This window comes from Flavobacterium sp. Sr18 (genome assembly GCF_011064265.1).
Lineage (GTDB): Bacteria > Bacteroidota > Bacteroidia > Flavobacteriales > Flavobacteriaceae > Flavobacterium > Flavobacterium petrolei.
In genome coordinates this window covers 201,441-225,672 of the sequence record NZ_CP049329.1, presented here as the reverse complement: position 1 = coordinate 225,672, position 24,232 = coordinate 201,441, and the positions used below count along the sequence as shown (strand labels likewise).

At 33.7% G+C, this 24,232-nt stretch carries 27 protein-coding genes; 18 read left to right on the top strand and 9 right to left on the bottom strand.

Going from position 1 to position 24,232, the window contains the following annotated elements:
• Positions 1-126 precede the first annotated feature (126 nt).
• The 17 genes from G7A72_RS01105 (at position 127) to G7A72_RS01025 (ending at position 13,234) form a co-directional block, all read left to right on the top strand.
• On the top strand, positions 127-885 hold the full coding sequence (locus tag G7A72_RS01105; RefSeq protein WP_113666066.1) for an ABC transporter permease: 759 nt from the start codon (positions 127-129) through the stop codon (positions 883-885).
• 1 nt (position 886) lies between these two features.
• The gene (locus G7A72_RS01100) at positions 887-1,663 is read left to right on the top strand and encodes an ABC transporter ATP-binding protein (protein ID WP_241258557.1); all 777 of its coding nucleotides are present in this window, start codon (positions 887-889) and stop codon (positions 1,661-1,663) included.
• A gap of 19 nt (positions 1,664-1,682) precedes the next feature.
• Complete coding sequence (locus G7A72_RS01095) at positions 1,683-2,567, top strand: MlaD family protein (RefSeq protein ID WP_165151099.1); 885 nt, start codon at positions 1,683-1,685, stop codon at positions 2,565-2,567.
• A 110-nt stretch (positions 2,568-2,677) separates the two neighbouring features.
• A complete protein-coding gene (locus tag G7A72_RS01090; protein WP_165151098.1) occupies positions 2,678-2,884 on the top strand; it encodes a hypothetical protein in 207 nt (68 codons plus the stop codon).
• 224 nt (positions 2,885-3,108) lie between these two features.
• Positions 3,109-3,294, top strand: a complete 186-nt coding sequence (locus G7A72_RS01085) for a general stress protein CsbD (RefSeq protein ID WP_165151097.1) — start codon at positions 3,109-3,111, stop codon at positions 3,292-3,294.
• Positions 3,295-3,438: 144 nt separating this feature from the next.
• Positions 3,439-3,900: a hypothetical protein gene (locus G7A72_RS01080; protein WP_113665914.1), complete on the top strand. Its 462-nt coding sequence runs from the start codon at positions 3,439-3,441 to the stop codon at positions 3,898-3,900.
• A 195-nt stretch (positions 3,901-4,095) separates the two neighbouring features.
• Positions 4,096-4,719 (top strand): porin family protein, encoded by a 624-nt coding sequence (locus tag G7A72_RS01075; protein ID WP_113665915.1) that lies wholly within the window; start codon positions 4,096-4,098, stop codon positions 4,717-4,719.
• A 33-nt stretch (positions 4,720-4,752) separates the two neighbouring features.
• A complete protein-coding gene (locus tag G7A72_RS01070; RefSeq protein ID WP_113633710.1) occupies positions 4,753-4,905 on the top strand; it encodes a lmo0937 family membrane protein in 153 nt (50 codons plus the stop codon).
• 49 nt (positions 4,906-4,954) lie between these two features.
• Positions 4,955-5,107 carry a lmo0937 family membrane protein gene (locus tag G7A72_RS01065; RefSeq protein WP_113633709.1) on the top strand — a complete coding sequence of 51 codons (153 nt, stop codon included), beginning with the start codon at positions 4,955-4,957 and terminating at the stop codon, positions 5,105-5,107.
• Between the two features lie 34 nt (positions 5,108-5,141).
• Positions 5,142-5,420, top strand: a complete 279-nt coding sequence (locus G7A72_RS01060; protein ID WP_165151096.1) for a YtxH domain-containing protein — start codon at positions 5,142-5,144, stop codon at positions 5,418-5,420.
• A gap of 52 nt (positions 5,421-5,472) precedes the next feature.
• Positions 5,473-5,820, top strand: coding sequence for a hypothetical protein (locus tag G7A72_RS01055; RefSeq protein WP_113665917.1), 348 nt, complete (start codon positions 5,473-5,475; stop codon positions 5,818-5,820).
• Position 5,821: 1 nt separating this feature from the next.
• Complete coding sequence (locus G7A72_RS01050; RefSeq protein ID WP_165151095.1) at positions 5,822-6,178, top strand: hypothetical protein; 357 nt, start codon at positions 5,822-5,824, stop codon at positions 6,176-6,178.
• A gap of 804 nt (positions 6,179-6,982) precedes the next feature.
• The gene (locus G7A72_RS01045) at positions 6,983-8,770 is read left to right on the top strand and encodes an Ig-like domain-containing protein (protein WP_165151094.1); all 1,788 of its coding nucleotides are present in this window, start codon (positions 6,983-6,985) and stop codon (positions 8,768-8,770) included.
• A gap of 77 nt (positions 8,771-8,847) precedes the next feature.
• Complete coding sequence (locus tag G7A72_RS01040) at positions 8,848-10,881, top strand: OmpA family protein (RefSeq protein WP_165151093.1); 2,034 nt, start codon at positions 8,848-8,850, stop codon at positions 10,879-10,881.
• 234 nt (positions 10,882-11,115) lie between these two features.
• Positions 11,116-11,595, top strand: a complete 480-nt coding sequence (locus tag G7A72_RS01035) for a nuclear transport factor 2 family protein (protein ID WP_165151092.1) — start codon at positions 11,116-11,118, stop codon at positions 11,593-11,595.
• The gene (locus G7A72_RS01030; RefSeq protein ID WP_206531515.1) at positions 11,585-12,037 is read left to right on the top strand and encodes a DinB family protein; all 453 of its coding nucleotides are present in this window, start codon (positions 11,585-11,587) and stop codon (positions 12,035-12,037) included. Before G7A72_RS01035 ends, G7A72_RS01030 begins: the two co-directional genes overlap by 11 nt.
• Before the next feature lie 108 nt (positions 12,038-12,145).
• Entirely contained in the window at positions 12,146-13,234 is a 1,089-nt protein-coding gene (locus G7A72_RS01025; RefSeq protein WP_165151091.1) for an AI-2E family transporter, read from the top strand.
• A 1-nt stretch (position 13,235) separates the two neighbouring features.
• On the opposite strand, the gene G7A72_RS01020 is transcribed toward G7A72_RS01025, so the two are convergent.
• From G7A72_RS01020 to G7A72_RS00985, 8 genes are all read right to left on the bottom strand, one after another.
• Complete coding sequence (locus G7A72_RS01020) at positions 13,236-14,282, bottom strand: o-succinylbenzoate synthase (protein WP_165151090.1); 1,047 nt, start codon at positions 14,280-14,282, stop codon at positions 13,236-13,238.
• Between the two features lie 133 nt (positions 14,283-14,415).
• Positions 14,416-15,624 (bottom strand): M48 family metallopeptidase, encoded by a 1,209-nt coding sequence (locus G7A72_RS01015; RefSeq protein ID WP_165151089.1) that lies wholly within the window; start codon positions 15,622-15,624, stop codon positions 14,416-14,418.
• A 183-nt stretch (positions 15,625-15,807) separates the two neighbouring features.
• Positions 15,808-16,485, bottom strand: coding sequence for a metal-dependent hydrolase (locus G7A72_RS01010; RefSeq protein WP_165151088.1), 678 nt, complete (start codon positions 16,483-16,485; stop codon positions 15,808-15,810).
• Between the two features lie 45 nt (positions 16,486-16,530).
• Positions 16,531-17,493: a 1,4-dihydroxy-2-naphthoate octaprenyltransferase gene (gene menA, locus G7A72_RS01005; RefSeq protein WP_165151087.1), complete on the bottom strand. Its 963-nt coding sequence runs from the start codon at positions 17,491-17,493 to the stop codon at positions 16,531-16,533.
• 83 nt (positions 17,494-17,576) lie between these two features.
• Positions 17,577-19,091, bottom strand: coding sequence for a PH domain-containing protein (locus G7A72_RS01000; RefSeq protein ID WP_165151086.1), 1,515 nt, complete (start codon positions 19,089-19,091; stop codon positions 17,577-17,579).
• The gene (locus tag G7A72_RS00995; RefSeq protein WP_165151085.1) at positions 19,091-19,612 is read right to left on the bottom strand and encodes a PH domain-containing protein; all 522 of its coding nucleotides are present in this window, start codon (positions 19,610-19,612) and stop codon (positions 19,091-19,093) included. Before G7A72_RS00995 ends, G7A72_RS01000 begins: the two co-directional genes overlap by 1 nt.
• Before the next feature lie 84 nt (positions 19,613-19,696).
• Complete coding sequence (locus G7A72_RS00990; RefSeq protein WP_091170323.1) at positions 19,697-20,527, bottom strand: 1,4-dihydroxy-2-naphthoyl-CoA synthase; 831 nt, start codon at positions 20,525-20,527, stop codon at positions 19,697-19,699.
• Between the two features lie 729 nt (positions 20,528-21,256).
• Complete coding sequence (locus G7A72_RS00985) at positions 21,257-22,111, bottom strand: S1 RNA-binding domain-containing protein (protein WP_091170327.1); 855 nt, start codon at positions 22,109-22,111, stop codon at positions 21,257-21,259.
• A gap of 324 nt (positions 22,112-22,435) precedes the next feature.
• Here G7A72_RS00985 and G7A72_RS00980 point away from each other — a divergent pair, with 324 nt between their 5' ends.
• A complete protein-coding gene (locus G7A72_RS00980) occupies positions 22,436-23,788 on the top strand; it encodes a M28 family metallopeptidase (RefSeq protein ID WP_165151084.1) in 1,353 nt (450 codons plus the stop codon).
• A gap of 81 nt (positions 23,789-23,869) precedes the next feature.
• Here the strand turns inward: G7A72_RS00980 and G7A72_RS00975 are convergent, their stop codons facing one another.
• Complete coding sequence (locus G7A72_RS00975) at positions 23,870-24,211, bottom strand: DUF2853 family protein (RefSeq protein ID WP_165151083.1); 342 nt, start codon at positions 24,209-24,211, stop codon at positions 23,870-23,872.
• Positions 24,212-24,232 lie beyond the last annotated feature (21 nt).

The window sequence follows — 24,232 nt, the reverse complement described above, 5'->3', positions numbered from 1 at the left end:
CACAACCACTTTTTTCCTTTTTACCATTCTTGCGCTACAATTAATATAAGAGATTAGATACATCCAAAAAATCATAAATAATAGTATTGATAAATGAATAAAACAGTAACCGAAAAAAAAGAAAGTATAATCAGCTATTTAAAAGATACTTTTAATGATGTAGGTAAAGTTACCTTGTTTGCCACACGTTTCTTTAAAGAGGTCTTAAAACCTCCATACGAAATGAAGGAATTCATCAAACAATGTTATAACATTGGCTACAAATCATTACCATTAGTGACTATTACTGGCTTCATTATGGGATTAGTTTTGACCTTACAATCAAGACCTACTTTAGCTAAGTTTGGCGCAGAATCTTGGTTACCAAGTATGGTTGCATTATCGCTTATTAGAGAAATTGCTCCGGTAATAACTGCTTTAATTTGTGCAGGTAAGGTTTCCTCAGGTATTGGCGCTGAATTAGGTTCTATGAAAGTGACAGAACAAATTGATGCCATGGAAGTTTCTGCCATCAATCCTTATAAATATTTAGTTGTTACCAGAATTTTGGCTACTACGCTTATGATCCCATTACTAGTAATTTATGCTGATGGTATTGGAATTATTGGTGGTTATGCAGGCATAAATATTCATGGAGAAGTAAGTTTGTATCGCTATCTGGCTCAAGTTTTAGAATCAATAACTTTTTTAGATATATTTCCGGCAACTATAAAAACTTTTTTCTTTGGTTTTTTCATAGGTATGATTGGCTGCTATAAAGGATATAATGCTGCTAATGGAACCGAAAGTGTTGGTAAAGCAGCTAATTCTGCAGTAGTGACTGCATCGCTCACCATATTTATTATTGATATGCTTGCGGTACAAATAACTGATTTATTTTTCTAAAATGATGCAAGAAATAACAACAACAGACCATACTCCTATTTCTAAAACAAATGCTCCAGTTATAGAAATAAAAGATCTTTATAAATCCTTCGGAAAAAACGAAGTTCTAAAAGGGATTAATTTAATCGTAAACAAAGGTGAAAACCTTGTTGTGTTAGGAAAATCCGGTTCAGGAAAATCAATTACAATAAAATGTTTAGTTGGTTTAATAGGAGTTGATAAAGGAGAAATAAATGTTTTTGGAACAGACATTACAAAATTAGACAATACCGAGCTTAACAAAATTAGAATCAGAATAGGTTTTTTGTTCCAAAACGCAGCTTTATATGACTCTATGAGTGTTCGCGAAAATCTTGGCTTTACTTTAAAAAGGCATGCTAAAGACTTATCTGCGGAGGAATTAGAAAACCAAATTGTTGAAGTTTTAGAAAGCGTTGGTTTGAGTGAAGCCATTGACAAGATGCCTTCGGAACTATCCGGTGGTATGCGCAAAAGAATTGGATTAGCAAGAACTCTCATCCTAAAACCTGAAATTATATTATATGATGAACCCACTACAGGATTAGACACGATAACTTCTAGAGAAATCAGTGAACTTATACTGGAAATCCAAAAGAAAAATAAAACATCTTCTATCATAATTACACATGATATGCCGTGTGCAAAGCATACTAGCGATCGTATCGTTATTTTGAAAGAAGGCGTAATACATATTGAAGGAACGTATGAAGAATTAGAAAAAAGCGACGATGAATGGGTTCGTTCTTTTTTCATCTAACCAATAAAAAAAATAAAAAATGAATAAAGAATCTGGATACCAATGGAAATTGGGGATGTTTGTAATTATTGGATTGGTACTATTTGTTGGAACCATATATTTCGTTGGAAAGCAAAAAAATTTATTTGGATCCACGTTTGAATTGTATTCAAAATTTAATTCGGTTAACGGACTTGAAGTTGGAAATAATGTTCGCTTGTCAGGGATAAATATTGGTACGGTTGAAGAAATTGATTTTTTGAATGATACCGCGGTAGTAATTAAATTAGTCATAAAAGAGGAAGTTCGCAAATACATCAAGAAAGATGCTGTTGCGAGTATTAATTCCGATGGTTTGATGGGTGATAAAATTTTAACCATTTCATCCGGTAAAAATTCTAATGTAATTGTTGAAAACAATAACTATATAACTTCCAAAAGATCGATAGAAATGGATGATTTAATGGTGAGTGTCAAAAAAAGTGCGGATAATGCTGGCGTTATTACTGCTCAGTTGGCGCAATTTAGTTATAGTATGAATAATGGAAACGGTGCACTATCCCGATTAGTTTCTGATGAAGAATTTGGAAACAGCATAAAAACAATGGTAACCAACCTTGAGAATAGTTCTATGGAATTCAAAAGATTTACAGTAAATATGAATAACGGAAAAGGAGCCTTATCAAAACTGGTTAGCGATGAAAGAATGGGAAAAGTGATAGATTCTTCATTGACGAATGTTAAATCAGCAACCAAAGGTGTAAATGAAGTTATTGAAGCTGCTAAACATAATTTCTTATTGAGAGGTTATTTCAATAAAAAGAAAAAAGAAGAAGAAAAAAAACAGGAAGCAGCAACTGATTTAGAAGAGGAAGAAATGAAAAGAGAATTAAAAATTGGTGCTGAAAACGATTCTTTAAAATAGTTAGAAATCTCAATATTTACTGATTTAAAACATCGTATATCTCAACAAGTAAGATGTTTTAGATTTTATTTTCAAAAGCAACCCATTTTATTCATTACATATAATTTATCATGAAAACAGAAAAAGAAATAAATCAAGCGATACTCGAAATTACTATGAAAATACGTACAGAATATCCAGAATTAATTAAATATTTATCAGAGATGCCAGTGACAATTCCCGATGTTGAAAATCCCGAAATGACTATTAAGGTATTGAGCGATTATCATGAATCACTTGTGAATATAATAGAGAAATACATTTCAAGTCATAAATAAACATAAAATGCAACTACATAAAATGCAACTACATAATTCGCATCTGAATTCTTAGTAAAAAAAAAACATTCTTTTATTTCTTTACATTTTCTACTAATCTGTATTGTAATCTATTGAATCAGTGAATAATGAAACTAATCTATAAAGTTATATAACTGCTTCCCTTTGTAAACGGCCGAACTTTGTAAAGTGAAAACTATTTTACAGACAATACACAAAAAACAATGGATTCGATAGAGCGAGAGGGAAACTGGGAAGAACAAAAAAAAGAGTTAAAAGAAAAGTTTGCAGCTTTAACGAATAATAAAGCACTTTTTTCAGAGGAAAAAAAAGACGAAATGCTAAAAAAATACCAAGCAAAACTTGGGATAAGCAGAAAAGAATTACTTAAAATATTTGAAGGTTTATAGGTTCTATCATTCTTTGACTACTCTTAAATTGCTGTATTGAAAAATTAAAATTTTGTCCAAAAAATAATTTCAATACTTTAATAATTTTACCAAAAAAAACACAATAAACTGTAAATCAAATCAATAATTTAAAAAAAACACAAAATGAAAAAAATATTTTTTACACTTGCAATTACAACATTCATGGCTGGAACTCTTTTAGTAGGATGCCAGGACACTTCAAAAAAAGAAGAAGCTGCCAAAGATAACGTAGAAGAAGCAAGAGATAATCTAGATGATGCAAAAGAAGAATTATCAGATGCTAGAGCCGCTGCTACCGAGGAAGAATGGAATGAATTCAAAGAAAGTACGAATGCTACTATTACGCAAAATGAAATTCGCATTGCAGAAATGAAAACCAAAATGAAAAAAACTGGTAAATCTATTGATGAAGCATATGCTAAACAAATTGAAGCATTAGAGCTAAAAAATAAAAACATCAAATTAAAAGTGCAAGAATACAAAAATGACACTAATAGTGACTGGCAATCTTTCAAAGAAGAATACAATCGAGATATGGATGAATTAGGTACTGCAATGAAAAACTTGACAGTAGATAATAAATAGAAAATGTAAAAGGCGAGTTTTAGAACTCGCCTTTTTTTTGTTAATAATTTAACTATCAATATTTTAACAATTTAACTATTTATTAAAATACTCTAAAGTGTGAATAATGTAACTTTAAATAAAAGTAATGTAACAATAGGCTAAGGTAAGATGCGGATATTTGTAATATAATAATTCAATTAAAAAACAAACAAAATGAAAAATTCAAAAAAACTGATTTTTGCTTCATTGGTATTAAGTTTTATGAACTTTACGAGCGCACAAGCGCAAGAAAAAACCCCTTCTTACGGTTTTAAAGGTGGACTAAACTTTTCTAATTTTTATACAGATAATGTAGATGACAGTAACATACTTACAGGTTTCAATGCTGGTTTATACGCTAAGTTCCCCATTACAAATAGTATTGCAATTCAACCGGAAATTAATTACACAACAAAAGGTTCTGAGCAAATATACGATAACGCAATAGTTCAGGGAACATCAAAATTCAACATCAATTATATTGAAGTACCAATTTTATTAGTTGCAAATTTAACTGATAATTTCAATGTGCATGTTGGTCCATACGCAGCCTACATGGTTAGTGGAAAAACATCAAATGATTCTAATTTCGGCTCTTCTGAAAGTGAATTAAACACTGATGATTTCAACAAATTTGACGCTGGTATCTCTGGTGGTCTAGGAATTGATTTAGATGTAGTAAATTTTGGTGTTCGTTACAACTACGGTTTAACTAAAATAGGAAAAGACAATAGCTTTACTTCATCTGACGCAAAAAACAGTGTTTTTAACGTTTACGTAGGATTGAGATTAAACTAATAAATAATAACTAATCATTTAAAACTAAAAATCATGAGCAACCTTCTTTACACCATTGCAGTAATCTTAGTTATCTTTTGGGCAATTGGATTCTTTGCATACAGTGCAGGATCAATTATTCACATTCTTCTAGTTATTGCAGTAATTGCAATCTTATTCAGACTTATATCAGGTAGAAGAATTTAATTCAAGACTACTAAAAAATCAAAATTATAAATCATTAAAAAAAAACAAAATGGGAAATCTTCTTTATACAATCGCAGTAATTTTAGTAATTTTTTGGGCAATCGGATTTTTTGCATTCAGCCTAGGATCAATTATACATGTACTTCTTGTTATTGCAGTAATAGCAATACTTTTCAGACTTATTCAAGGTAGAGGTATCTAATTCAATTTTTAAATTAATAATAAAATAAATAATTATGAAAGCAGATAAAATAATATTAGGAGTTTTAGGCGGAGTAGCTGTAGGAGCATTATTAGGAGTATTGTTTGCCCCTGAAAAAGGAGATAAAACAAGAAACAAAATCATGAACAAAAGCAATGATTACGCTGACGAATTGAAAGGTAAATTAGATACTTTATTAGGTACAATTACTCAGAAATATGAGAAAATTTGGAAAGAAGGTGAATCTTTAGTATCTGAAGGAAAATCTAAATTTTACGATGCTAAAAACGAAATTAAAAATACAAATATCTAATTAGATATTCCATTTTTAAGATTTCAAAATTAAATTCATTACACATTATATCATGGAAAATAACGCAACAACAATAGAAATGCTTTTCGAAAGAGCAGAGAATTACACCAAAACAACAGTAGAATTGGCGAGGTTAAATGTAGTAGATAAAACTGCTGATGTTGTATCCTCTCTAATTTCTAGAATAGCTGTTTCTATTGTTTTTGCGATGTTTGCCTTTTTGGTCAATATTGGTCTTTCCTTATGGATTGGAGAATTAGTTGGAAAAATATATTATGGCTTTTTCATCGTATCTAGCTTTTATTTACTTATCGCAATCATTCTTTACATCTTTAAAAATGAGTGGATTAAAATGCCTATCAGTAATTTCATGATTGTTAAAATGCTTAAAAAAAATTAATATGAAAAAGATAAACCAAACAGAAATTCTTAAGGAAACTATCTTATTAATGAAAATGAAACAAGCTGATGAATTAGTACAGCTTAAAGATCATTATCATTATACCGTTGAAAGCTTAAAACCATTAAATCTCATAAAAAATGCGTTTGGCATTATAGCTACGTCCCCAGAAATTAAAGGGAATATCCTCAGCAATGTTGTAGGGATGACTACTGGATACATAACTAAAAAAGTTTTGTTAGGATCTACTCACAATCCAATAAAAAGAATATTGGGAACAGTGTTACAATTTGTAATTACCAACATTGTTACAAAACAGTCTGAAAAAGTAAAGGACAACGACTTGCAAAATGGCTAATTTTTGATCGATCTATTTTTTCTATTAAATTCTATATCTCTCACATCATTATCTTTACTTCGTTATTGATGATAAATTGACTGCTTTTTTCCTAGTCTTGAAAATATTTCTTGAAAAATTTTAAATTGAAGCAAGATAACTAAAATAGCAAACAAGGAAGAATATTAATAATTAACTTGCTTTTCAAAATCAAAAAAATGAAAAGCGTGCCGAAGAATTAATCATTGGTAATAAAGCACTTACTTTACCCATTACTACTATTTTACGCATTTCTTAATTCCTGAATCAACCTTCAACTTCACCCGAAGAATTGAAAAAATCATTAGTTTAAACGAAACAATCTGCTTTGACTCGTGATACTTACACCAAAGAAGTCACTGTTTTTATTTTTAGCTCTAACCAAAAAGGGGAATAAAATACAGAGATTTAAGAATTAAAACCTTAAATATTTTTTCTATTCTAAAAATACAATTCAATGTATTCAACTTTTTGTTTTGACTATTGATACTCAATTTTAATTGCTCTCTACATTTTTTTCAAATTCACCTTCCCTTCTAAAGTAGTGCTCTAAATGATATTTTTAGAACACTTACTTGTCTTATTTTCTAATTTTTTCAATAGGTATAATAAACTTTTATTCAAATAATAAAAATACAACTACTTTATTTACAAATAAATATCAACTTCTAAGTAATTATAAACAGTGAATCTTACAACTTATCTTCCTAATTGTATAATACTAACTGACTTTTATAAAACAACCTTTGTTTTTACAAAATACTTAATCCCCTAAATTAAAAAAAAATGAAAACAAAAAAATTACTATTAACCTTTGCAATACTTTTTATTGCACTAGTTACCGGTTGTGCCAAAGATGATTTCCAAGAAATCGATGGAGTATGTCCGGCTGTAACAATTACTACTCCAACAAATGGAGCTACAAATATCCCTCTTGATCAATTAATTTCGGTCACTTTTAATGAAGAAATGAATCCTGAAACAATAAATGAGTCTTCATTTACTTTGTCTAATGGTACTTCACAAATACCAGGCGTAGTTACTTACGTTGGTACTACAGCAACCATTACCCCATCAGCTTTACTTGCTCCTAATACTACCTATACTGCAAGAATAGCAAGAACAGTAAAAGACCTTACAGGTAATGCATTACAAACAGAAACTATTTGGACTTTCAGTACTGGTTTAACAGTTACTCCAATGGTTGCAACTACTGATCCTGAAGATAAAACTAATAATGTGGTTTTAAATAAATTAGTAAGTGTTACCTTCAATATGCCGATGAAGGCTTCAACCATTTCAACAACTTCTTATACTTTAAAACAAGGAACTACAGCTGTTTCTGGAACTGTATCGTATAGTGGTTCAACAGCTACCTTCATTCCATCTGCGCTTTTGGCAGCTAATACTGTTTATACTGCTACTATTTCTAAAGCAGTAACAAATTTAGACAATACAGCTTTAATGGCTGATTATGTATGGCAATTTACTACAGGTTCTTTGATTGCCCCTACTGTATCATCTACAGATCCAATTAACATGTCAACGGGAATAAGTCTTAATAAAACGATTACTGCTAACTTCAGTATGATTATGGATCCGTTAACAATTAATGGAACAACTTTTACTTTAAAACAAGGTACAACAACTATTACTGGAGCCGTAAGTTATTCTGGAACTACAGCCACTTTTAATCCGACAAGTGATTTATTAGAGGGTACACTTTATACAGCTACAATTTCAACTGGTGCAAAAAATGTTGCAGGTAATGCTTTGGCAAATGACTTTGTTTGGAGCTTTACTACATTGGTTACTAATTCCCCTGCTCCTACTGCAGGTTTATTCTTCGGAATATTTGGTGGAAACGCTGGAATCACGAATCAAGGTCTTAACACTAGGATTAACAACGGAGGCATCGGAACAACTGCAGCTTCTACATTAGTAACTGGATTTACTGATAAATTAGCTTCTCCAAATGAATTTTATGATGTTACTCCGCTTAATAACGGACTTGTTTTTGGTGGAATCTTTACTGCTGCACCTGCACCAGGAAATGCTACAAAAGCACAAAAAGCATTAGAAGGACTGAATGAAGCAAGAGCATTATATAATAGTATTTCCCCGGCTTCAAAACCAGGAGGAAGTGATCAAGGATCTGGTGAATTAGGGGCCTTAACATTGGCACCTGGTACTTATAAATCAGCTAGTGGTGCCTATAAAATCACCAATGGTGATCTTACATTAGATGCCCAAGGTAATCCAAATGCAGTTTGGTATTTCCAAGCAGAGTCTTCATTAACAGTTGGTTCTCCAGCATCTTCAAGAAGTGTTAAATTGATAGGTGGAGCTTTGGCTAAAAATGTTTATTGGTACGTAGGTAGTACAGCAGTCATTAATTACGCAGGTGGTGGTGTAATGGTTGGAAACATCATTGCAGAAGAAGGAGTTACATTGTCTTCTCCAGCTAACAGCACAACGCTTGTTGGTCAAGAAACAGTATTGAACGGAAGAGCTATTTCTTTAATTTCCTCGGTAACTATGGTAAATACGATTATTAATATCCCTGCTAACTAAACAACTACTATCAGATTTAAATCTCCCGTCTTGGGGCGGGAATTTTTTGAATGAAACCTAATAATTAAGACATAAAAATGAAATCAAAAACTAAATATACTGAGAAACCATGTGTTGCATGGTCTCCGAATCACCTTAAAATTAAAAGCGTTGTGATAATTGCTTTGTCATGGTTAAGTGCTCAAACACCTATACAAGCACAGGAAGCACAAGCAGTTAAATATGCAAAACCTTCTTGGTACTTTGGTGTTGCTGGTGGAGCAAATTTTAATTTTTACCGTGGTTCTACAAATCAGCTAAATGCTACTTTTACACCTCCTGCTACTTTTCATGATGGAGATGGTGTTGGCCTTTTTATTGCGCCACTTTTAGAATATCGTCCGGCTGATTCCAGATGGGGAGTTATGTTACAAGCAGGTTATGATAGCCGTAAAGGATCTTTTGATCAGGTGCTTACCGATTGCGACTGCCCTGCAGATTTATCTACTGATCTTAGCTACATCACGGTAGAACCTAGCGTGCGTTTTGCTCCGTTTAAATCTAATTTCTACCTTTATGGAGGTCCACGTTTGGCTTTCAATCTGGATAAATCATTTGAGTATCAATTAGGTATTAATCCGGCATTTCCTGACCAGGAGGCTTCTCCTGCGGTTCCGGGTGACTTTAGTGAAATTGAAAAAACTATTTTGTCCATGCAAATTGGCGCTGGATATGATATTCCACTTTCTTCTGATAGCAACAAAACACAATTTGTTTTATCTCCTTTTGTTTCGTTCCAACCCTATTTTGGTCAAAATCCACGGTCTACAGAAACATGGAACAACACTACAATTAAAGCCGGTGTAGCCCTTAAATTTGGTCAAGGACAAAATATCCAAGAAGCTACGGATATGGTAAAAGACCGTGAGGTTGATTTTACTGTAAATTCGCCTAGCAATGTTCAAGGTGAAAAAAGAATGACTGAAGTTTTCCCACTTAGAAACTACGTTTTCTTTAACGAAGGGTCAACGGAAATTCCAAACCGTTATGTTTCATTGACAAAAGATCAAGTGAAAGATTTCAAAGAAGATCAATTGGAAACATTTGCTCCTAAAAATTTATCAGATCGCTCTAAACGTCAAATGACCGTTTATTATAATGTGTTGAACATCCTTGGAGATCGTATGCAAAAAAATCCTTCAGCGACAATTACTTTGGTGGGTTCATCTAATAATGGCAATACAGATGGTCTTGCAATGGCAGAATCAGTGAAAACGTATTTAGTAAACGTATTTGCTATAAATGCAACTAGAATTACAACTAAAGGTCAAGATAAGCCAAATATCCCATCCGAACAACCTGGAGGAACTCTAGAATTAGTATTATTACGTGAAGGAGATCGCAGAGTTTCTATTGAAAGTAATAGTTCTGATTTATTGATGGAATTTCAAAGTGGCCCTGATGCACCATTGAAACCAGTTCAGATTGTTGCGTTACAAGAAGCACCAGTTGACAGTTATGTAACCTTTAATAATAAAGGAGCTGGTGAAGCATTATCGTCTTGGTCATTACAAATAGCTGACGAACAAGGAAAAGTAAAATCTTTTGGACCTTATACTGAGGAAGAAGTTAAAATTCCTGGAAAATCAATTTTAGGTAGTCGTCCAGAAGGCGATTATAAAGTAAAAATGATTGGTCAAACTAAAAGTGGTAAAATTATAGAGAAAGAAATTCCGGTTCACGTGACACTTTGGACCCCTGCAAAAATGGAAGATGGCATGCGCTACAGTATCATTTATGAATTCAATACGTCAAAAGCAATTACGATGTATGAAAAATACCTTACTGAAGTAGTTACACCAAAAATTCCTGTAGGAGCAACGGTTCTTATAAAAGGGCATACTGATATTATTGGTGAAGAAGTGTATAATCAAGGATTATCTCTTGCACGTGCAAATGATGCAAAAAATATCATTGCAAATGCTTTAGCTAAAACTGGTAGAAATGATGTCAAATTTGAAGTTTCTGGCTTTGGTGAAAATGAAAATAATTCTCCTTTTGAAAATAAAACTCCAGAGGAACGTTTTTACAACCGTACCGTAATTATTGATATCATCCCTGCTGTTAAATAAGTAGAGAATACATTTTATAAATACACAAAAAGGATAGAAACTTAAAATTCTATCCTTTTTTTTGTTCAAAATTTAAAAGTATAAATGCTTCATAATCCAATGGATTGGAATCATTATTTTTTTAATATTTTTATAATAAAAGCGTTTCGTTCATTATTGCAAGTTCCAAATTAGATTTGAAAGTGTGAATTTTCGCAAAAAATTAGTAATTTTACTACTCAATTAATGTAAAATATGACTGACAACGAGAAAACCCTGGTAAAATTCTATTCTGCTTTTTCAAATGCCGATGCGGCAACAATGTGTGAATGTTACGATTCAACGATACAATTTCGCGATCCTGTTTTCGGATTATTGAAAGGAAATGATGTTTGCCAAATGTGGAAAATGTTGATAGAAAAAAGTAACGGAAATATTAAAATCGAGTACTCAGCTATAAAAGCCACTGAGTATTTAGGTTCTGCACAATGGATTGCCACTTACAACTTCAGCAAAACCAATAGAAAAGTAGTCAACGTAATTCAGGCACAATTTCAGTTCAAAGACGGACTAATAATTAAACATACAGATGAATTTGACCTGTTTAAGTGGTCGAAACAAGCTTTTGGAATTACCGGACATCTATTTGGATGGACAGGTTTTTTTCAGAAAAAAATTCACGAAAAAGCACTCTTATCTCTGAAAAAATATAAAGATACCCGTCATGCTGATTGAAACTCTAAAAAAACTTTTCAATAGGGATTTAAACATGCTAAAATTTGAAATTGAATCGTACCAAAATGAAACTAATCTTTGGAAAATTGAAAGTAACATTAGCAATTCAGCGGGAAATCTGTGTTTGCATTTAATTGGAAACTTAAATACTTACATTGGTGCGCAGTTTGGAAAAACCGGATATATCAGAAACAGAACACTCGAATTTTCACTGAAAGACATCCCAAAAACAGAATTGCTTTCAAAAATCGAAGCAACGAGAATTGCGGTTAACAATGCGCTTAATGGTATTTCTGAAGAAGATTTAAATACAGAATATCCCCTTTTAGTTTTCGAGAATAAAACTTCAACTGAATTTATGTTTATCCATTTGACTACGCACTTAGCCTATCATTTAGGACAAATAAATTACCACAGACGATTATTAGATACTAAAATCTAATTATAAGAAACATTCAATTTACCGCATTTCTGCACGTTAAAATTCGTACTTTTATTAAAAATCGTATTACAATACGAATCGTAAAAACGGATTTAAAAACAAATTTGTATGTTGCAATCTTCTAAAACACCCGTTATATTTCACTCAGACAGAAAATATTCTGTTTTAGAAATTCTTCAGTTGATAGTCTTAGCTTGTCTACTGCTATATTTTGGCAAAACACTATTTATTCCGTTAAGTTTTTCTTTACTCATTGGTTTTATTTTATATCCTATTTGTAAATGGATGGAAACAAAAGGAATAAACAAAGGAATTGCTATTTTCATTTCTATTTTAGGAGTAACTCTTTTGGTTGGAGGAATAATCTACTTACTAATCGCCCAATTTTCAGAATTCCTTCAAGAATGGCAAACCTTGCGATTAAAATTAACCGAAACCGTAAATCAATTGAGCCTTTTTATTTCGGAACGATTTGACATTAGTCTTGAAAAACAAAATGATTTCATCAACAATACACTCAACAACTCCGGTTCACAAGCCCTTTCAATCGTTCGAAACACCGCTTATTCTTTATCTGAATCAGCATTTTTTCTAATCATGATACCTGTTTTCTCTACATTAATACTTTTCCATCGCCAGATGTTATCGAATGCCTTATATGAGCTTTTTCCTCCTGAAAGAAAAAACACCATTCATGAAATCCTTGTGGAAACCATTCATGAATATTACAATTTCATTAAAGGAATGTTGCTAGTTTATTTAATAGTTGGCTTATTAAACAGCATTGGACTTTGGATAATTGGGGTACCAAATCCCTTTCTGTTTGGATTTATAGCTTCAATTTTAACTTTTATTCCGTATGTCGGAATCATGATATCCGCTCTTTTGCCCATTGCAGTTTCCTGGATAACGTATAATTCCATTTGGTATCCGCTAGCCGTTATTGTCGTTTTTTCTATCGTGCAATTGCTTGAAGCCTATATTATATTTCCATTTGCAGTAGGAAGTCGCTTGAAAATAAACACATTGGTTATAATTATTGTGGTAATTGTGGGCGGTATTTTATGGGGTGCTGCAGGAATGATTCTGTTCATTCCTTTCATCAGTATAGCAAAGTTGATTGCGGACCGAACACCAAGCTTAAAGACGTTATCTGTTTTATTGGGAGACGGTGAACAAAAGAAAACTACGAAATAATCTATTTCAAAAGGGCAAAATCAAACGCCCAATTCAATTCATTTTTATACCATAATTGTCCCTCTGAAACTTCCAATGGACAGTCAAAATTATTGGTATAAAGCGCTCCGGTTCCTAATCCCTGAGGCATTACATTATGTTGTAAAAAGGTCCATTGCGCAATGGCATTGAGTCCAATATTACTCTCCAAAGCTGAGGTAATCCACCACCCGATTTTATGCTTTTCAGCCAATGAAATCCACTCTTGAGTGCCTCGAAAACCACCTACAAAACTTGGCTTTAAAATGATGTATTGCGGCTTGATTTTCTCTAATAATTGTTCTTTTTCTGGCAAAGTAAACACACCAATCAACTCTTCATCCAAAGCAATAGGAAAAGGGGTGGTTTTACACAGCTCTGCCATCCTGTCAGTATGGTTTGTTTGTATCGGTTGTTCAATACTATGTAATTTAAATTCAGATAGTTGAATTAATTTATTTAAAGCTTCATTTTGATTAAAAGCACCATTGGCATCCACCCGGATTTCGACTTGTTCCGGAGTGAAATGCTCCCGAATAAATCGCAATAATTGCAATTCTTTATCAAAATCTATAGCTCCAATTTTGAGTTTAATACATCGGAAACCCCGTGCTAATTTTTCTTCGATTTGCTGCTTCATAAACGACTCCTCACCCATCCAAACCAAACCGTTTATCAAGATGGATTTTGTACCATTTGTGAAGTCAGAAGGAAAGAGTAAAAAAGGAGTTTCACTCACTAAAGATTGGAACGCCATTTCGACTCCAAACTGTATCGAGGGAAACTCGATTAAAGCTTCCCAAAGCTGGTCTTTTCCCAAGTTAATATTGTCGCAAGTCCATTTCAATTTTTCTTCATAATCCGAACGATCATCAATACTCAATCCGCGAAGGATTCCGCACTCTCCTATTCCTTTTTTACCGTCCTGTTCCAAGACAATAAACCAAGTTTCTTTTTCGGTCATAACGCCACGGGATGTTCCTGATGGTCGTTTGAAATCCAGAATGTATTTGTGGTAGGTTGCTTTCAAGAAATTTTAAATTATGAGTTATTTTTAATCTAACATACTTGTATCTGACTAATTTTATTAAAACTTAAATGCCTTATATGGTAAAAACAAATTAATCGCTTCTTTAAAACATATAAGTCATTTAAGTTTCAATCTATTTTTCCATCAACTTCAAAACTCTTTCAAAGTCATCGGAAACTATTCCCGCTTTTTTGAAAGCTGCAAAATCTTGTTTTATTTTTTGAGTCCAACTCAAGCTATCCGTAACGTTTTGAGACAGATACTCTTTATAAATGGCTTTTGCTGAAGCATAATTATCATTCAATAAATAGGCGTGCGCCAAATTTAGCTTTATCAGCAACTCCGTATCATCAAGCTTCTCGCCTTCTTTCAGGAATCTAATCGCTTTACCGTATTGCTTCGTCAACACATAACTACTTCCTATTGCGTTGTAATCCAAAGCAGTTGCTTTTCCATCATTGATTATCGTTGTCAGTTTCTGAATAGCTTCGCCTTGCTTTCCTTGTTTTGCTAATGTAACGGCTTGCTTGCGCAAATCATCATACACGCTTTTAGAAAGACTGCTTTCGCCAAAACAACTGTTTCCAAAATCCTTGAACGCTTTAGCACGCTCTACAGTCAATAATTTTTGGAATTCCTTATACTTGTACTTGGATTGTATTCTATCGAGGATACAAACGCAAAAATCATCTGAATTGGTCATTTTTTGAGCCAAATTAGACGTTTTGCATTGATCGATGATTGCTTTTCTGTTTTCAAGCGTCCAACCGCGACTTAATTTATTATCGACCCATGGCACGACTTCCAGAATTATTTTCTGGTTCATAATCCAGTTTTTACTTTCGAAACCAAACCATAAATTCCCTGAATTCGATTGCATGCAAGCAGATTTCTCTGTAGAAAGTCGCTTGGCATCTTTACTGACTGGCGTATCTTGAACCAAACAAGCATCATCCGTTTTTCCGTTTTCTTTGTATTTTGTAGCAAATTCAGCGCTTGAGAAAACAGCATACTTGCATTTGTCATCTCCTGAAATTTTAGACAAGATAAAAACCGCTCCTGCTGAACCTTGACTTATTCCTGTAGGATCTGAAATGGCTTTTAAAACCGAAACTAAACTACCCGCCATTTGCTGATTTTTATCCAAAAGTGTTATTCTGTAAACGACTTCGGTGGTACCTTCAGGAAAATCTTGGGTTTTTATGATGATTCTATCTCTTGCGGAAACCGATATTTCTTCAGTTGTAGCACGGGTTTTATCCCAATAGCCGTCTTTTTGAGCGAAAACGGTATTTGCAGTAATTAGCAACAAAAATAAAACGATAAAATTCTTTTTATGCATGATTGATATAAAATTTAAACACTAAGAGCATAACACCCTTCGCAAAATTCACTAAGAAGTTTGGTACCGGGAAGCCCTAGCCCAGATAGCAGTGAAAATCCTTTTCTCAGTCTGTTAGGTTTTCGAAACCTGACAGACTGAGAAAAGATTTCGACGAATAGCTGGATTAGTTCCAAGTAAAAATTACAAGTCTATGGAACTTCCTATTTCCAGTAACATCAAATCTTTTCCTTTATTGAAGAATTTACGAATGGATTCCTCATGGTCAATTTCGATATAACCGAAAGTATCGTAGTGGTAGCCAAGAATTTTATCGCAATCCAAGAAATCAGAAGCGATGATGGCATCCTCTACATCCATAGTAAAATTATCGCCTATCGGTAGAATTGCCAAGTCCAGTTTGGTTCGCATAGGAATGAGTTTCATATCCATTGTCAGCGCCGTATCACCAGCGATGTATACGTTTTTATGTTCTCCCTCGATGACAAAACCGCCAGGATTTCCTCCGTAACTGCCGTCAGGAAAAGAACTGGAATGAATGGCATTTACATATTTCAGTTTCCCAAAATCGAAATTCCAACTTCCGCCATGATTCATGGGATGTGATTGAAACCCTTTTGCGCCATAATAACCAGCAATTTCAGCATTAGAAACAATTACAGCATTCGTTCTTTTGGCAATTGCCTCAACATCCAGAATATGATCTCCGTGCGCGTGCGTAAGCAAAATATAATCCGCTTTTAAAGTGTCAATGTCAATGTGCGCTGCATTTGGATTTGCCGAAATATAAGGATCTACAATAATGTGTTTTCCTCCAACTTCTATACCTAATGACGCATGACCGTAAAATGTTATTTTCATATTTATTGATTTAAAAATGGAATAATTCCCTACTTGATTATTAATTTATCTCCCGCCTAAAAAAGTATTCACAATGATATCCGAAAAAAAGTAAATCATACCTAATGACAGTAAAACCGAAAGTGCAAAAGTACTCAGCGCCAGTTTTTTTAATTCAGGATCTAATTCCTTAGCGTTTTGATTTTTATAGACCGTATTTAAATGCTTAATTAAAGGAATGTAAGCCAATAAAAACAAGTATTGATCAAAGTGAAAATCGTCAATAAATGCAAAAATCAACACCAAAACCATCGCCGTTACAATCAGAATATAATGGTATATTTTAGCTTTGGCTCCACCAATTTTTACAACAATCGTGTTTTTATTTGATTTTCTATCCGATGCTTCATCTCGCATATTGTTCAAATTCAAAACACCCACGCTCAATAATCCAATAGCGACCGCCGGCAAAACCAACAACGCATCCAATTGTTTGGAGTATAAAAAATTCACTCCTAAAGTACTCACCAATCCAAAAAATACAAACACAAATACATCACCAAATCCACGGTAGCCGTACGCCGTATTTCCAACCGTGTATCGAATGGCAGATACAATTGACAGAATTCCCAATACTAAATAGAAAAAGGAATACCATAGATTTGTATCTCTGAACGCATAATAAATCAATAACATCGCTGAAAGCAACGTCAAGGCTGATGTAATTATAATAGCGCGCTTCATGGCCTGTGGAGTAATCACACCGCTTTGTATCGCCCGTTTTGGCCCTACCCGATCTTCATTATCTGTTCCTTTCATGCCATCACCGTAATCATTAGCAAAATTGGACAGTATTTGCAATCCTAATGTTGTCAATATAGCAAATCCAAATAATCGCCAATTAAAGACCTCGGTTGGCGTTAATATACTATCTGTTGGGTGTGCCAAAGCATACATGCTACCCACTATTATTCCAGAAACCGATAAGGGTAAGGTTCGTAATCGTGCAGCTTCAATCCAATGTTTCATATTTTTTTATTTAAAAATTTGCAGTTTAAAACTTAAGATTTGTTGCACAGACAACTTTAAACCTTACACTTTAAACCATTTTGTTACATCCAATTGCTATCGGAAGTTTCTATTTCGTACAACCAACGGTTGACTTGTTGTTTTACTATTGAATAATTCGCTAACTGAAAAGCAATATTTCCTCCTGCAGTATGCAATGTTATGGAACCAATATTCAACTTTTTATGCCAGAAAAGCTGCGACGTTGTAATTGCTTGTATTTTACTAGGCTCAATAATATCATTGCTGATGTCCCAAGCGCCACTTTGCTTTATTATAAAATTCTCGTGAATGAATAATCGGTTATTCTTAAATCTAAAATACTGGATTAATCCAATAACAACTACATACACCGGTACCACATAACTATATTCAAAAATTATCGGCTCAAGCCAATATCCAATCCCTAAAAATCCAAACAAAGGTAATCCTATTGAAATAAAAACAGAAAAAATAAGTTTACGAAAATTAGGTTGCAACATCAACCCTTTTTCAGGAATTTTATGAAACAATAATCTCAATATCGAATCTCTCTCAGCTTCACTGCATCCCGGAATTTCAATTATTGATTTTCGTTCTTCTTTTTCTCCGCTGGTTGCTTGTTTGATTTTCAGCTCCAGAATCCCCATTTTCTTTTGGAAATAATTCCTTTTAACGGTCGTAATCTGAACTTTTTCAGGCTTGATAATAGTACTTTTTGTGTTCAACAACCCAAAAGACAATAGCAAAGACCCTTTTTGTCGGGTTATTTTGTAATCATAATATTTGAAAACAGTACGGATTACATTCACAACCAAAACCACTACAAACAACAACACTATCGATGTTAAAATAGTTTGCAGCACTAAGTTTTTATCGATGTACGAACCTACTTTTTCTTCGTAAACTTTGCTTTCATCTCCAAAATTTTGAAAATTTTCGTAAATCGTGGTAAAAAAAATTACCAGTAAAGCGATACTTCTGCCATAATTAGAAGTAATTCCAACTTTCAACAAACTCAAAAAACTGATTTTAATAAAAGGATGCTCGGCTTCAAAAAGTTTTTGCTCAGTTTCCTCCAATGACGTTGTTTCAGTTCCAATTGTAGTCTTTAGCTCTTCATTTTCTAATAAACGGAATTTCAATTCCAAAGCCAATTCATGAGAAATCGCTTTGATTGTACCTTCTTTTTTATTGCTTCCGGCAGTGTCTACATCCAATTCATAAACCCCAATTAACTTTTGAATAAAAGACTGATTGATATTTACTTGTTGGATTTTACGCAGTTGAATCGAGGTTTTGGTTTTATTAAAAACGCCTTCTGTAATGATAAATTCTTCATTTTCGGCATCCAAAAAGAAAGTAAAATTCAGGTATTTCAAATAAGAAATAACTCCAATACTTACAAATACGGCAATCATCCCAAGGAAAAAATACAATTTATTAACCTCGTCAAACTTGAAAATCCAAATCACAATCATAGGCCACAACGCTCTGGCGTATTGCTGAAGCGTGTAAAAAAACATCACCAAAATTCCTATTGAAGATTGCCTTTGCGGCTGACTAAAATCGGCTCCCATTACAATTGCTTTTGTATTTTGCCCATTAACAATTGTTTGATATTTTCGGCTTGTTCTTTTTCGATTCCCGGAATTTCAATATCACTGGAACTTCCACCGGCTGTAAAAATTTCAATTTTGGCCAGACCAAAATACCGTGAAATTAATCCTTCATGCAAAGCCACGTGCTGCACTCTGTTATAAGGAATTACAATCGTATTTGTAGCAATAATTCCATGTCTGAAAAGCACATCATGTTCTCTGAAAGCAAATCCTTTTTTCTTAAATCCAATAACAGAAAATGCTACCAACAAAACTGAGAATATAGGAATAACGGCACCTATGATCAACCAAACTCTTCCGGAAAACAGTTCGGGTTTAAACATGGAAAACAATATTGGAACAAGAATAAATATGCCAATAAATAACGCCAAATTAATCAATACCACCCAAATGTATTTAGGATGCAAATTCGTAAATATGACTTCCTCAAATTTTGGAAGTTGGCGCGTATCAATTGTTTCGTTTGTGAAATTTTCCATTTATAAAATTTAGTTTAAAGCTTAAGGTTTAAAAGTTTAAAGTTCATTTTCAAAACAACTTTAAACTTTAAACATTAAACTTTTTTACGGCAACCATTTTTTCTCAAAATTCGGTTTTCTTTTCTCCAGGAATGCGTTTCTTCCTTCTTTAGCTTCTTCAGTCATATATGCAAGTCTTGTAGCTTCACCAGCAAAAACTTGTTGTCCCACCATTCCATCATCCGTAAGATTCATCGCAAATTTCAGCATTTTAATCGCCATTGGAGATTTTTGCAAAATTTCCTGTGCCCATTCGTAAGCTGTATCTTCTAATTCAGCATGCGGAATCACCGCATTCACCATTCCCATATCCATAGCATCCTGAGCCGAATAATTGCGCCCCAAGAAGAAAATCTCACGTGCTTTTTTCTGTCCAACCATTTTAGCCAAATATGCCGAACCGTATCCACCATCAAAACTAGTTACATCGGCATCCGTTTGTTTAAAAATAGCGTGTTCTTTACTCGCCAACGTCAAATCGCACACCACATGCAAACTGTGTCCTCCACCTACAGCCCAACCTGGAACTACAGCGATAACTACTTTTGGCATAAACCGGATTAAACGTTGTACTTCTAAAATGTTCAAACGATGTTGTCCATCATCACCTACATAACCTTGATGCCCGCGTGCGTTTTGATCGCCACCGCTACAAAAAGAATACACGCCATCTTTAGACGAAGGCCCTTCGGCAGACAATAAAACTACTCCAATTGAAGTATCTTCCTGAGCATCGTAAAAGGCATTGTACAATTCAGCAGTTGTTTTCGGACGGAACGCATTGCGCACATCTGGTCTGTTAAAAGCAATTCTGGCAACGCCATTGCATTTCTTATAAGTGATATCTTCGTATTCTTTAGCAGTGATCCAATCCATTACAATTGATTTAAATTATTTTAGTGTAAAAATAAATCATTTTTTACATTTTATCTATTCTATTTGCATAACCTTATGGTAATCCTTCTCTGATTAAAGGCTTTAAAATGTTAAAAAACAATAAAAAAATAGCATTTTAACAGTTGCCAATTCAAATTATTTTTAATTTTAGAACAAGCTAATCAGATGAATACAAATTATTTATCTTGCTTAATTATTGATTCTTCACTGATTTATTAACCTAAAAAAAGAATGTATTGAATGCAATTAAAAATGTTGTCGCTCCTTTTTCTACGGTAATAACTTATAAAAATATTTTGAAAGCCCCGATAAACGAGCTAATGATACTAGCATTTGCCCCAGCAGTAAAAAATAAAAAGTAACACCTACGGTTAATTAAAGAACTATTTTCTTGTCCTTGCAAAAGTGAGACATTAATAAACAATTGTTTAGAAAATTATCTTCCAATATATAGAAAACCAACGGCCTTATTGTGAAATTATTTCTTAACTCTCAAGCAAGTGATTGTACATTTAAAGACAAAACTACCCTTTAAAGTACTTACGCTTAAGTTAATATTTTTAAAATAGTCTCAAGCATACTATTGCGCTTAGAAGCGGATAAAGCTACTTTAAACTTCAAATTTATTTTAATGTTGCCAGAATTTAATATTCTAAAACAGCATTAAAAAGAGAAAGACTAACCGTTACGATTAGTCTTTCTTTTTTTTTATTCCTTAACCAAGTAAATTCCGTCTTCCTTGATTTCTATTAATTTCTCTCGGTATAAAGCGCCAATGGCTTTCTTGAAGGTTTTCTTACTCATCTTCAAAACCGTTTTAATGTCTTCCGGATGTGAATTATCAGTCAAACGCAAGAAACCTCTGCTGGCTCTTAACTCGTCTAAAATTTTCTCCGCATTCGGCTCAATACTTTGATAGCCTTGAACTTGCAATGCCACATCAATCTTATTATCCGGACGAATTGTCTTGATATATCCTCGCATGCGATCTCCCGTGCGAATCGCGTCATCATACACTTCATCTTTATACATCAAACCTTTATACTTTTCGTTGATGATAACGTTAATTCCTAATTCAGTGATATGAGAAACAATTAAATCTACCTCTTCCCCTTTTTCAACCGTTAGGTGATCATTTTTTAAAAACTGATTCAATTTACTGGAAGCCACCAAACGATTGGTTTTCTCGTCCATATAAAGGTACACCAAGTAGCGTTTTCCTTTTTCCATAGGACGCGCCTGCTCTTTAAACGGAACCAAAATATCCTTTTCCATTCCCCAATCCATAAAAGCACCAATTTGATTGGTGTAATTCACACGCAAAAGTGCAAATTCATTCAATAATATATACGGCTCTAATGTTGTGGCAACGGGTCTTTCTTCATGGTCCAAGTACACAAAAACAATCAACTCCTCACCTATTTCAAATTCGTTTGGTACGTATTTGTTAGGCAACAGAATGTCATGAATTCCTTCTGGATCTTGTTCTGGATTTCCCAGAAACAAACCCACTTTGGTATCGCGTAGTATGGTAAGCGTATTGTATTTTCCTATTTCAATCATTTTCTTTCAATTTCTAAAGCGTAAAGGTACGAAGTTTGAAAATAGTAAATTAAGAAACCGTCCACAAAAAAACAAAGCCCAAATCCGATGGCTATTTTCTTTTTTAGGAGCAGAACTTTCCGCTTTTTTCATCACGAGTTGTCCCGCTGTCCGCAGTATCCACGCCCAAAAGCGTGGGATACTTGCTCCCATCGGGGCTAGATTAGGACGTTTTGTTTTTCAAAATTTCGAATAGTTTAAGAGTAAACAAATCTTAAAACTCAATTTCGTTTATACTTTCTTTTTCTTTTTTACTAACTTTGAGAAAACTAAAAAAACCTATTAATGAAACCAACCTCAATATTCTGTTTGTTCCTACTACTATTCATTTCTCATACCAATTACGCACAAACCACAGTCGATGATCCCGAAATAAAAAAAATGGTTGCCGAAGTAAAATCGGAAAACATGGAAGCTACAGTTCGTAAACTCGTATCTTTTGGGACCCGACATACATTAAGCGATACCAAAAGCAACACCCGCGGTATTGGCGCAGCACAACGCTGGGTAAAATCAGAATTTGATAAATATGCTTTGGCATCAAATGGAAGACTAACTGCAGTTATTGATTTTTTCACCATCAAAGCCGATGGAAGACGTATTGCCACCGACAGCCAGTTGGGGAATGTGATGGCAACCTTAAAAGGAACTGATCCCTCAGATGATCGTGTAATGATTATAAGCGGCCATTTAGATTCCCGTGCTTCAGATGTAATGGATGCAAAATCAGATGCGCCTGGTGCAAATGATGATGCTTCCGGAGTTGCAGCAATGATGGAACTTGCCCGAATTATGAGCCAAAGAGAATTTCCTTTTACCTTAATTTTTGTCGCTGTTGTTGGTGAAGAGCAAGGATTGTACGGAGCCAAACATTTAGCCGATGTTGCCAAAGATGGAAAATGGAATGTAATTGCGATGATCAATAATGACATGATTGGAAACAGTTTATCCAGCGGTACTTTATTACGAGATAATACTAAAGTTCGCGTTTTCAGTGAAACAATTCCATTTTTAGAAACTGAAGCAGAATCAAAAATGCGTAAATCAACGAATCGTGATAATGATAGCCCATCGAGACAATTAGCCCGATATATCAAAACAGTTACGAATCAATATGTAGAGCAACTGGATATTAATTTAGTCTATCGCAACGACCGTTTCTTGCGTGGAGGCGATCACACTCCTTTCAGTCAAAATGGATTTACAGCCATTCGTTTTTGTGAAATGAATGAAAACTACGACCATCAACACCAAAACGTACGTAAGGAAAATGACATTCAATATGGCGATCTTGCAGAGTTTATGGACTTTGAATATATGAAGAAAGTAACCTGTTCTAACTTGGCTACATTCAGCAACTTAGCTTGGTCTCCAAAAGCACCTACAAACGTAGGGATTGAAGTAAAGGACTTGACTAATTTCTCTACTTTAGTTTGGACCGCTCCTGAAGGAAAGTCGGTTTATGGATATAACATTCTTATTAGAGAAACGTCATCGCAACATTGGGAAAAAACAATTTTTGTAAAAGATACAAAAGCTGAAATCCCCTATTCTAAAGACAATTTTTTCTTTGCTGTTCAAGCTGTAGATGCATTAGGACATTCCAGTTTACCGGTTTTCCCAATACCAATTCGTTAAAAATCGTTCTATATACTAAATAAAAAAAGCGTTTGCCTGAGGCAAACGCTTTTTTTATTGGTACCATTTACAAATTAAGTATTAATTGTAAACACTTTCTTTTTTGAAGTGAACAGCCAGTAAATAATAAATTACCACTCTGTATTTATTCTTGTTAGAACGACCGTATTTTTCCATCACGGCATCTATTGCCGCATCTAATTCCGGTCCGTCATTAAGTCCTAATTTCTTGATTAAGAAATTGTTTTTTACCGTATCTAATTCGGATTGCTGACTTCCGGCTACCGTTGCCGAATCAGCATTATAAATTGACGGCCCACAACCAATAGTTACTTTTGTCAACAAATCCATATCTGGATTTACACCACATTTGTCTTTTAAATCAGCGGCGTACTTTACAATTAATTCTTCTCTTGCACTCATAAATTAAGGTTTTGTTATTGA

Bases quoted from the DNA above. Each gene is read 5' to 3' on its own strand.
- G7A72_RS01100 (WP_241258557.1), top strand. From the start codon at position 887: ATGATGCAAGAAATAACAACAACAGACCATACTCCTATTTCTAAAACA.
- G7A72_RS01095 (WP_165151099.1), top strand. From the start codon at position 1,683: ATGAATAAAGAATCTGGATACCAATGGAAATTGGGGATGTTTGTAATT.
- G7A72_RS01090 (WP_165151098.1), top strand. From the start codon at position 2,678: ATGAAAACAGAAAAAGAAATAAATCAAGCGATACTCGAAATTACTATG.
- G7A72_RS01085 (WP_165151097.1), top strand. From the start codon at position 3,109: ATGGATTCGATAGAGCGAGAGGGAAACTGGGAAGAACAAAAAAAAGAG.
- G7A72_RS01080 (WP_113665914.1), top strand. From the start codon at position 3,439: ATGAAAAAAATATTTTTTACACTTGCAATTACAACATTCATGGCTGGA.
- G7A72_RS01075 (WP_113665915.1), top strand. From the start codon at position 4,096: ATGAAAAATTCAAAAAAACTGATTTTTGCTTCATTGGTATTAAGTTTT.
- G7A72_RS01070 (WP_113633710.1), top strand. From the start codon at position 4,753: ATGAGCAACCTTCTTTACACCATTGCAGTAATCTTAGTTATCTTTTGG.
- G7A72_RS01065 (WP_113633709.1), top strand. From the start codon at position 4,955: ATGGGAAATCTTCTTTATACAATCGCAGTAATTTTAGTAATTTTTTGG.
- G7A72_RS01060 (WP_165151096.1), top strand. From the start codon at position 5,142: ATGAAAGCAGATAAAATAATATTAGGAGTTTTAGGCGGAGTAGCTGTA.
- G7A72_RS01055 (WP_113665917.1), top strand. From the start codon at position 5,473: ATGGAAAATAACGCAACAACAATAGAAATGCTTTTCGAAAGAGCAGAG.
- G7A72_RS01050 (WP_165151095.1), top strand. From the start codon at position 5,822: ATGAAAAAGATAAACCAAACAGAAATTCTTAAGGAAACTATCTTATTA.
- G7A72_RS01045 (WP_165151094.1), top strand. From the start codon at position 6,983: ATGAAAACAAAAAAATTACTATTAACCTTTGCAATACTTTTTATTGCA.
- G7A72_RS01040 (WP_165151093.1), top strand. From the start codon at position 8,848: ATGAAATCAAAAACTAAATATACTGAGAAACCATGTGTTGCATGGTCT.
- G7A72_RS01035 (WP_165151092.1), top strand. From the start codon at position 11,116: ATGACTGACAACGAGAAAACCCTGGTAAAATTCTATTCTGCTTTTTCA.
- G7A72_RS01030 (WP_206531515.1), top strand. From the start codon at position 11,585: ATGCTGATTGAAACTCTAAAAAAACTTTTCAATAGGGATTTAAACATG.
- G7A72_RS01025 (WP_165151091.1), top strand. From the start codon at position 12,146: ATGTTGCAATCTTCTAAAACACCCGTTATATTTCACTCAGACAGAAAA.
- G7A72_RS01015 (WP_165151089.1), bottom strand. From the start codon at position 15,624: ATGCATAAAAAGAATTTTATCGTTTTATTTTTGTTGCTAATTACTGCA.
- G7A72_RS01010 (WP_165151088.1), bottom strand. From the start codon at position 16,485: ATGAAAATAACATTTTACGGTCATGCGTCATTAGGTATAGAAGTTGGA.
- menA (WP_165151087.1), bottom strand. From the start codon at position 17,493: ATGAAACATTGGATTGAAGCTGCACGATTACGAACCTTACCCTTATCG.
- G7A72_RS01000 (WP_165151086.1), bottom strand. From the start codon at position 19,091: ATGGGAGCCGATTTTAGTCAGCCGCAAAGGCAATCTTCAATAGGAATT.
- G7A72_RS00995 (WP_165151085.1), bottom strand. From the start codon at position 19,612: ATGGAAAATTTCACAAACGAAACAATTGATACGCGCCAACTTCCAAAA.
- G7A72_RS00990 (WP_091170323.1), bottom strand. From the start codon at position 20,527: ATGGATTGGATCACTGCTAAAGAATACGAAGATATCACTTATAAGAAA.
- G7A72_RS00985 (WP_091170327.1), bottom strand. From the start codon at position 22,111: ATGATTGAAATAGGAAAATACAATACGCTTACCATACTACGCGATACC.
- G7A72_RS00980 (WP_165151084.1), top strand. From the start codon at position 22,436: ATGAAACCAACCTCAATATTCTGTTTGTTCCTACTACTATTCATTTCT.
- G7A72_RS00975 (WP_165151083.1), bottom strand. From the start codon at position 24,211: ATGAGTGCAAGAGAAGAATTAATTGTAAAGTACGCCGCTGATTTAAAA.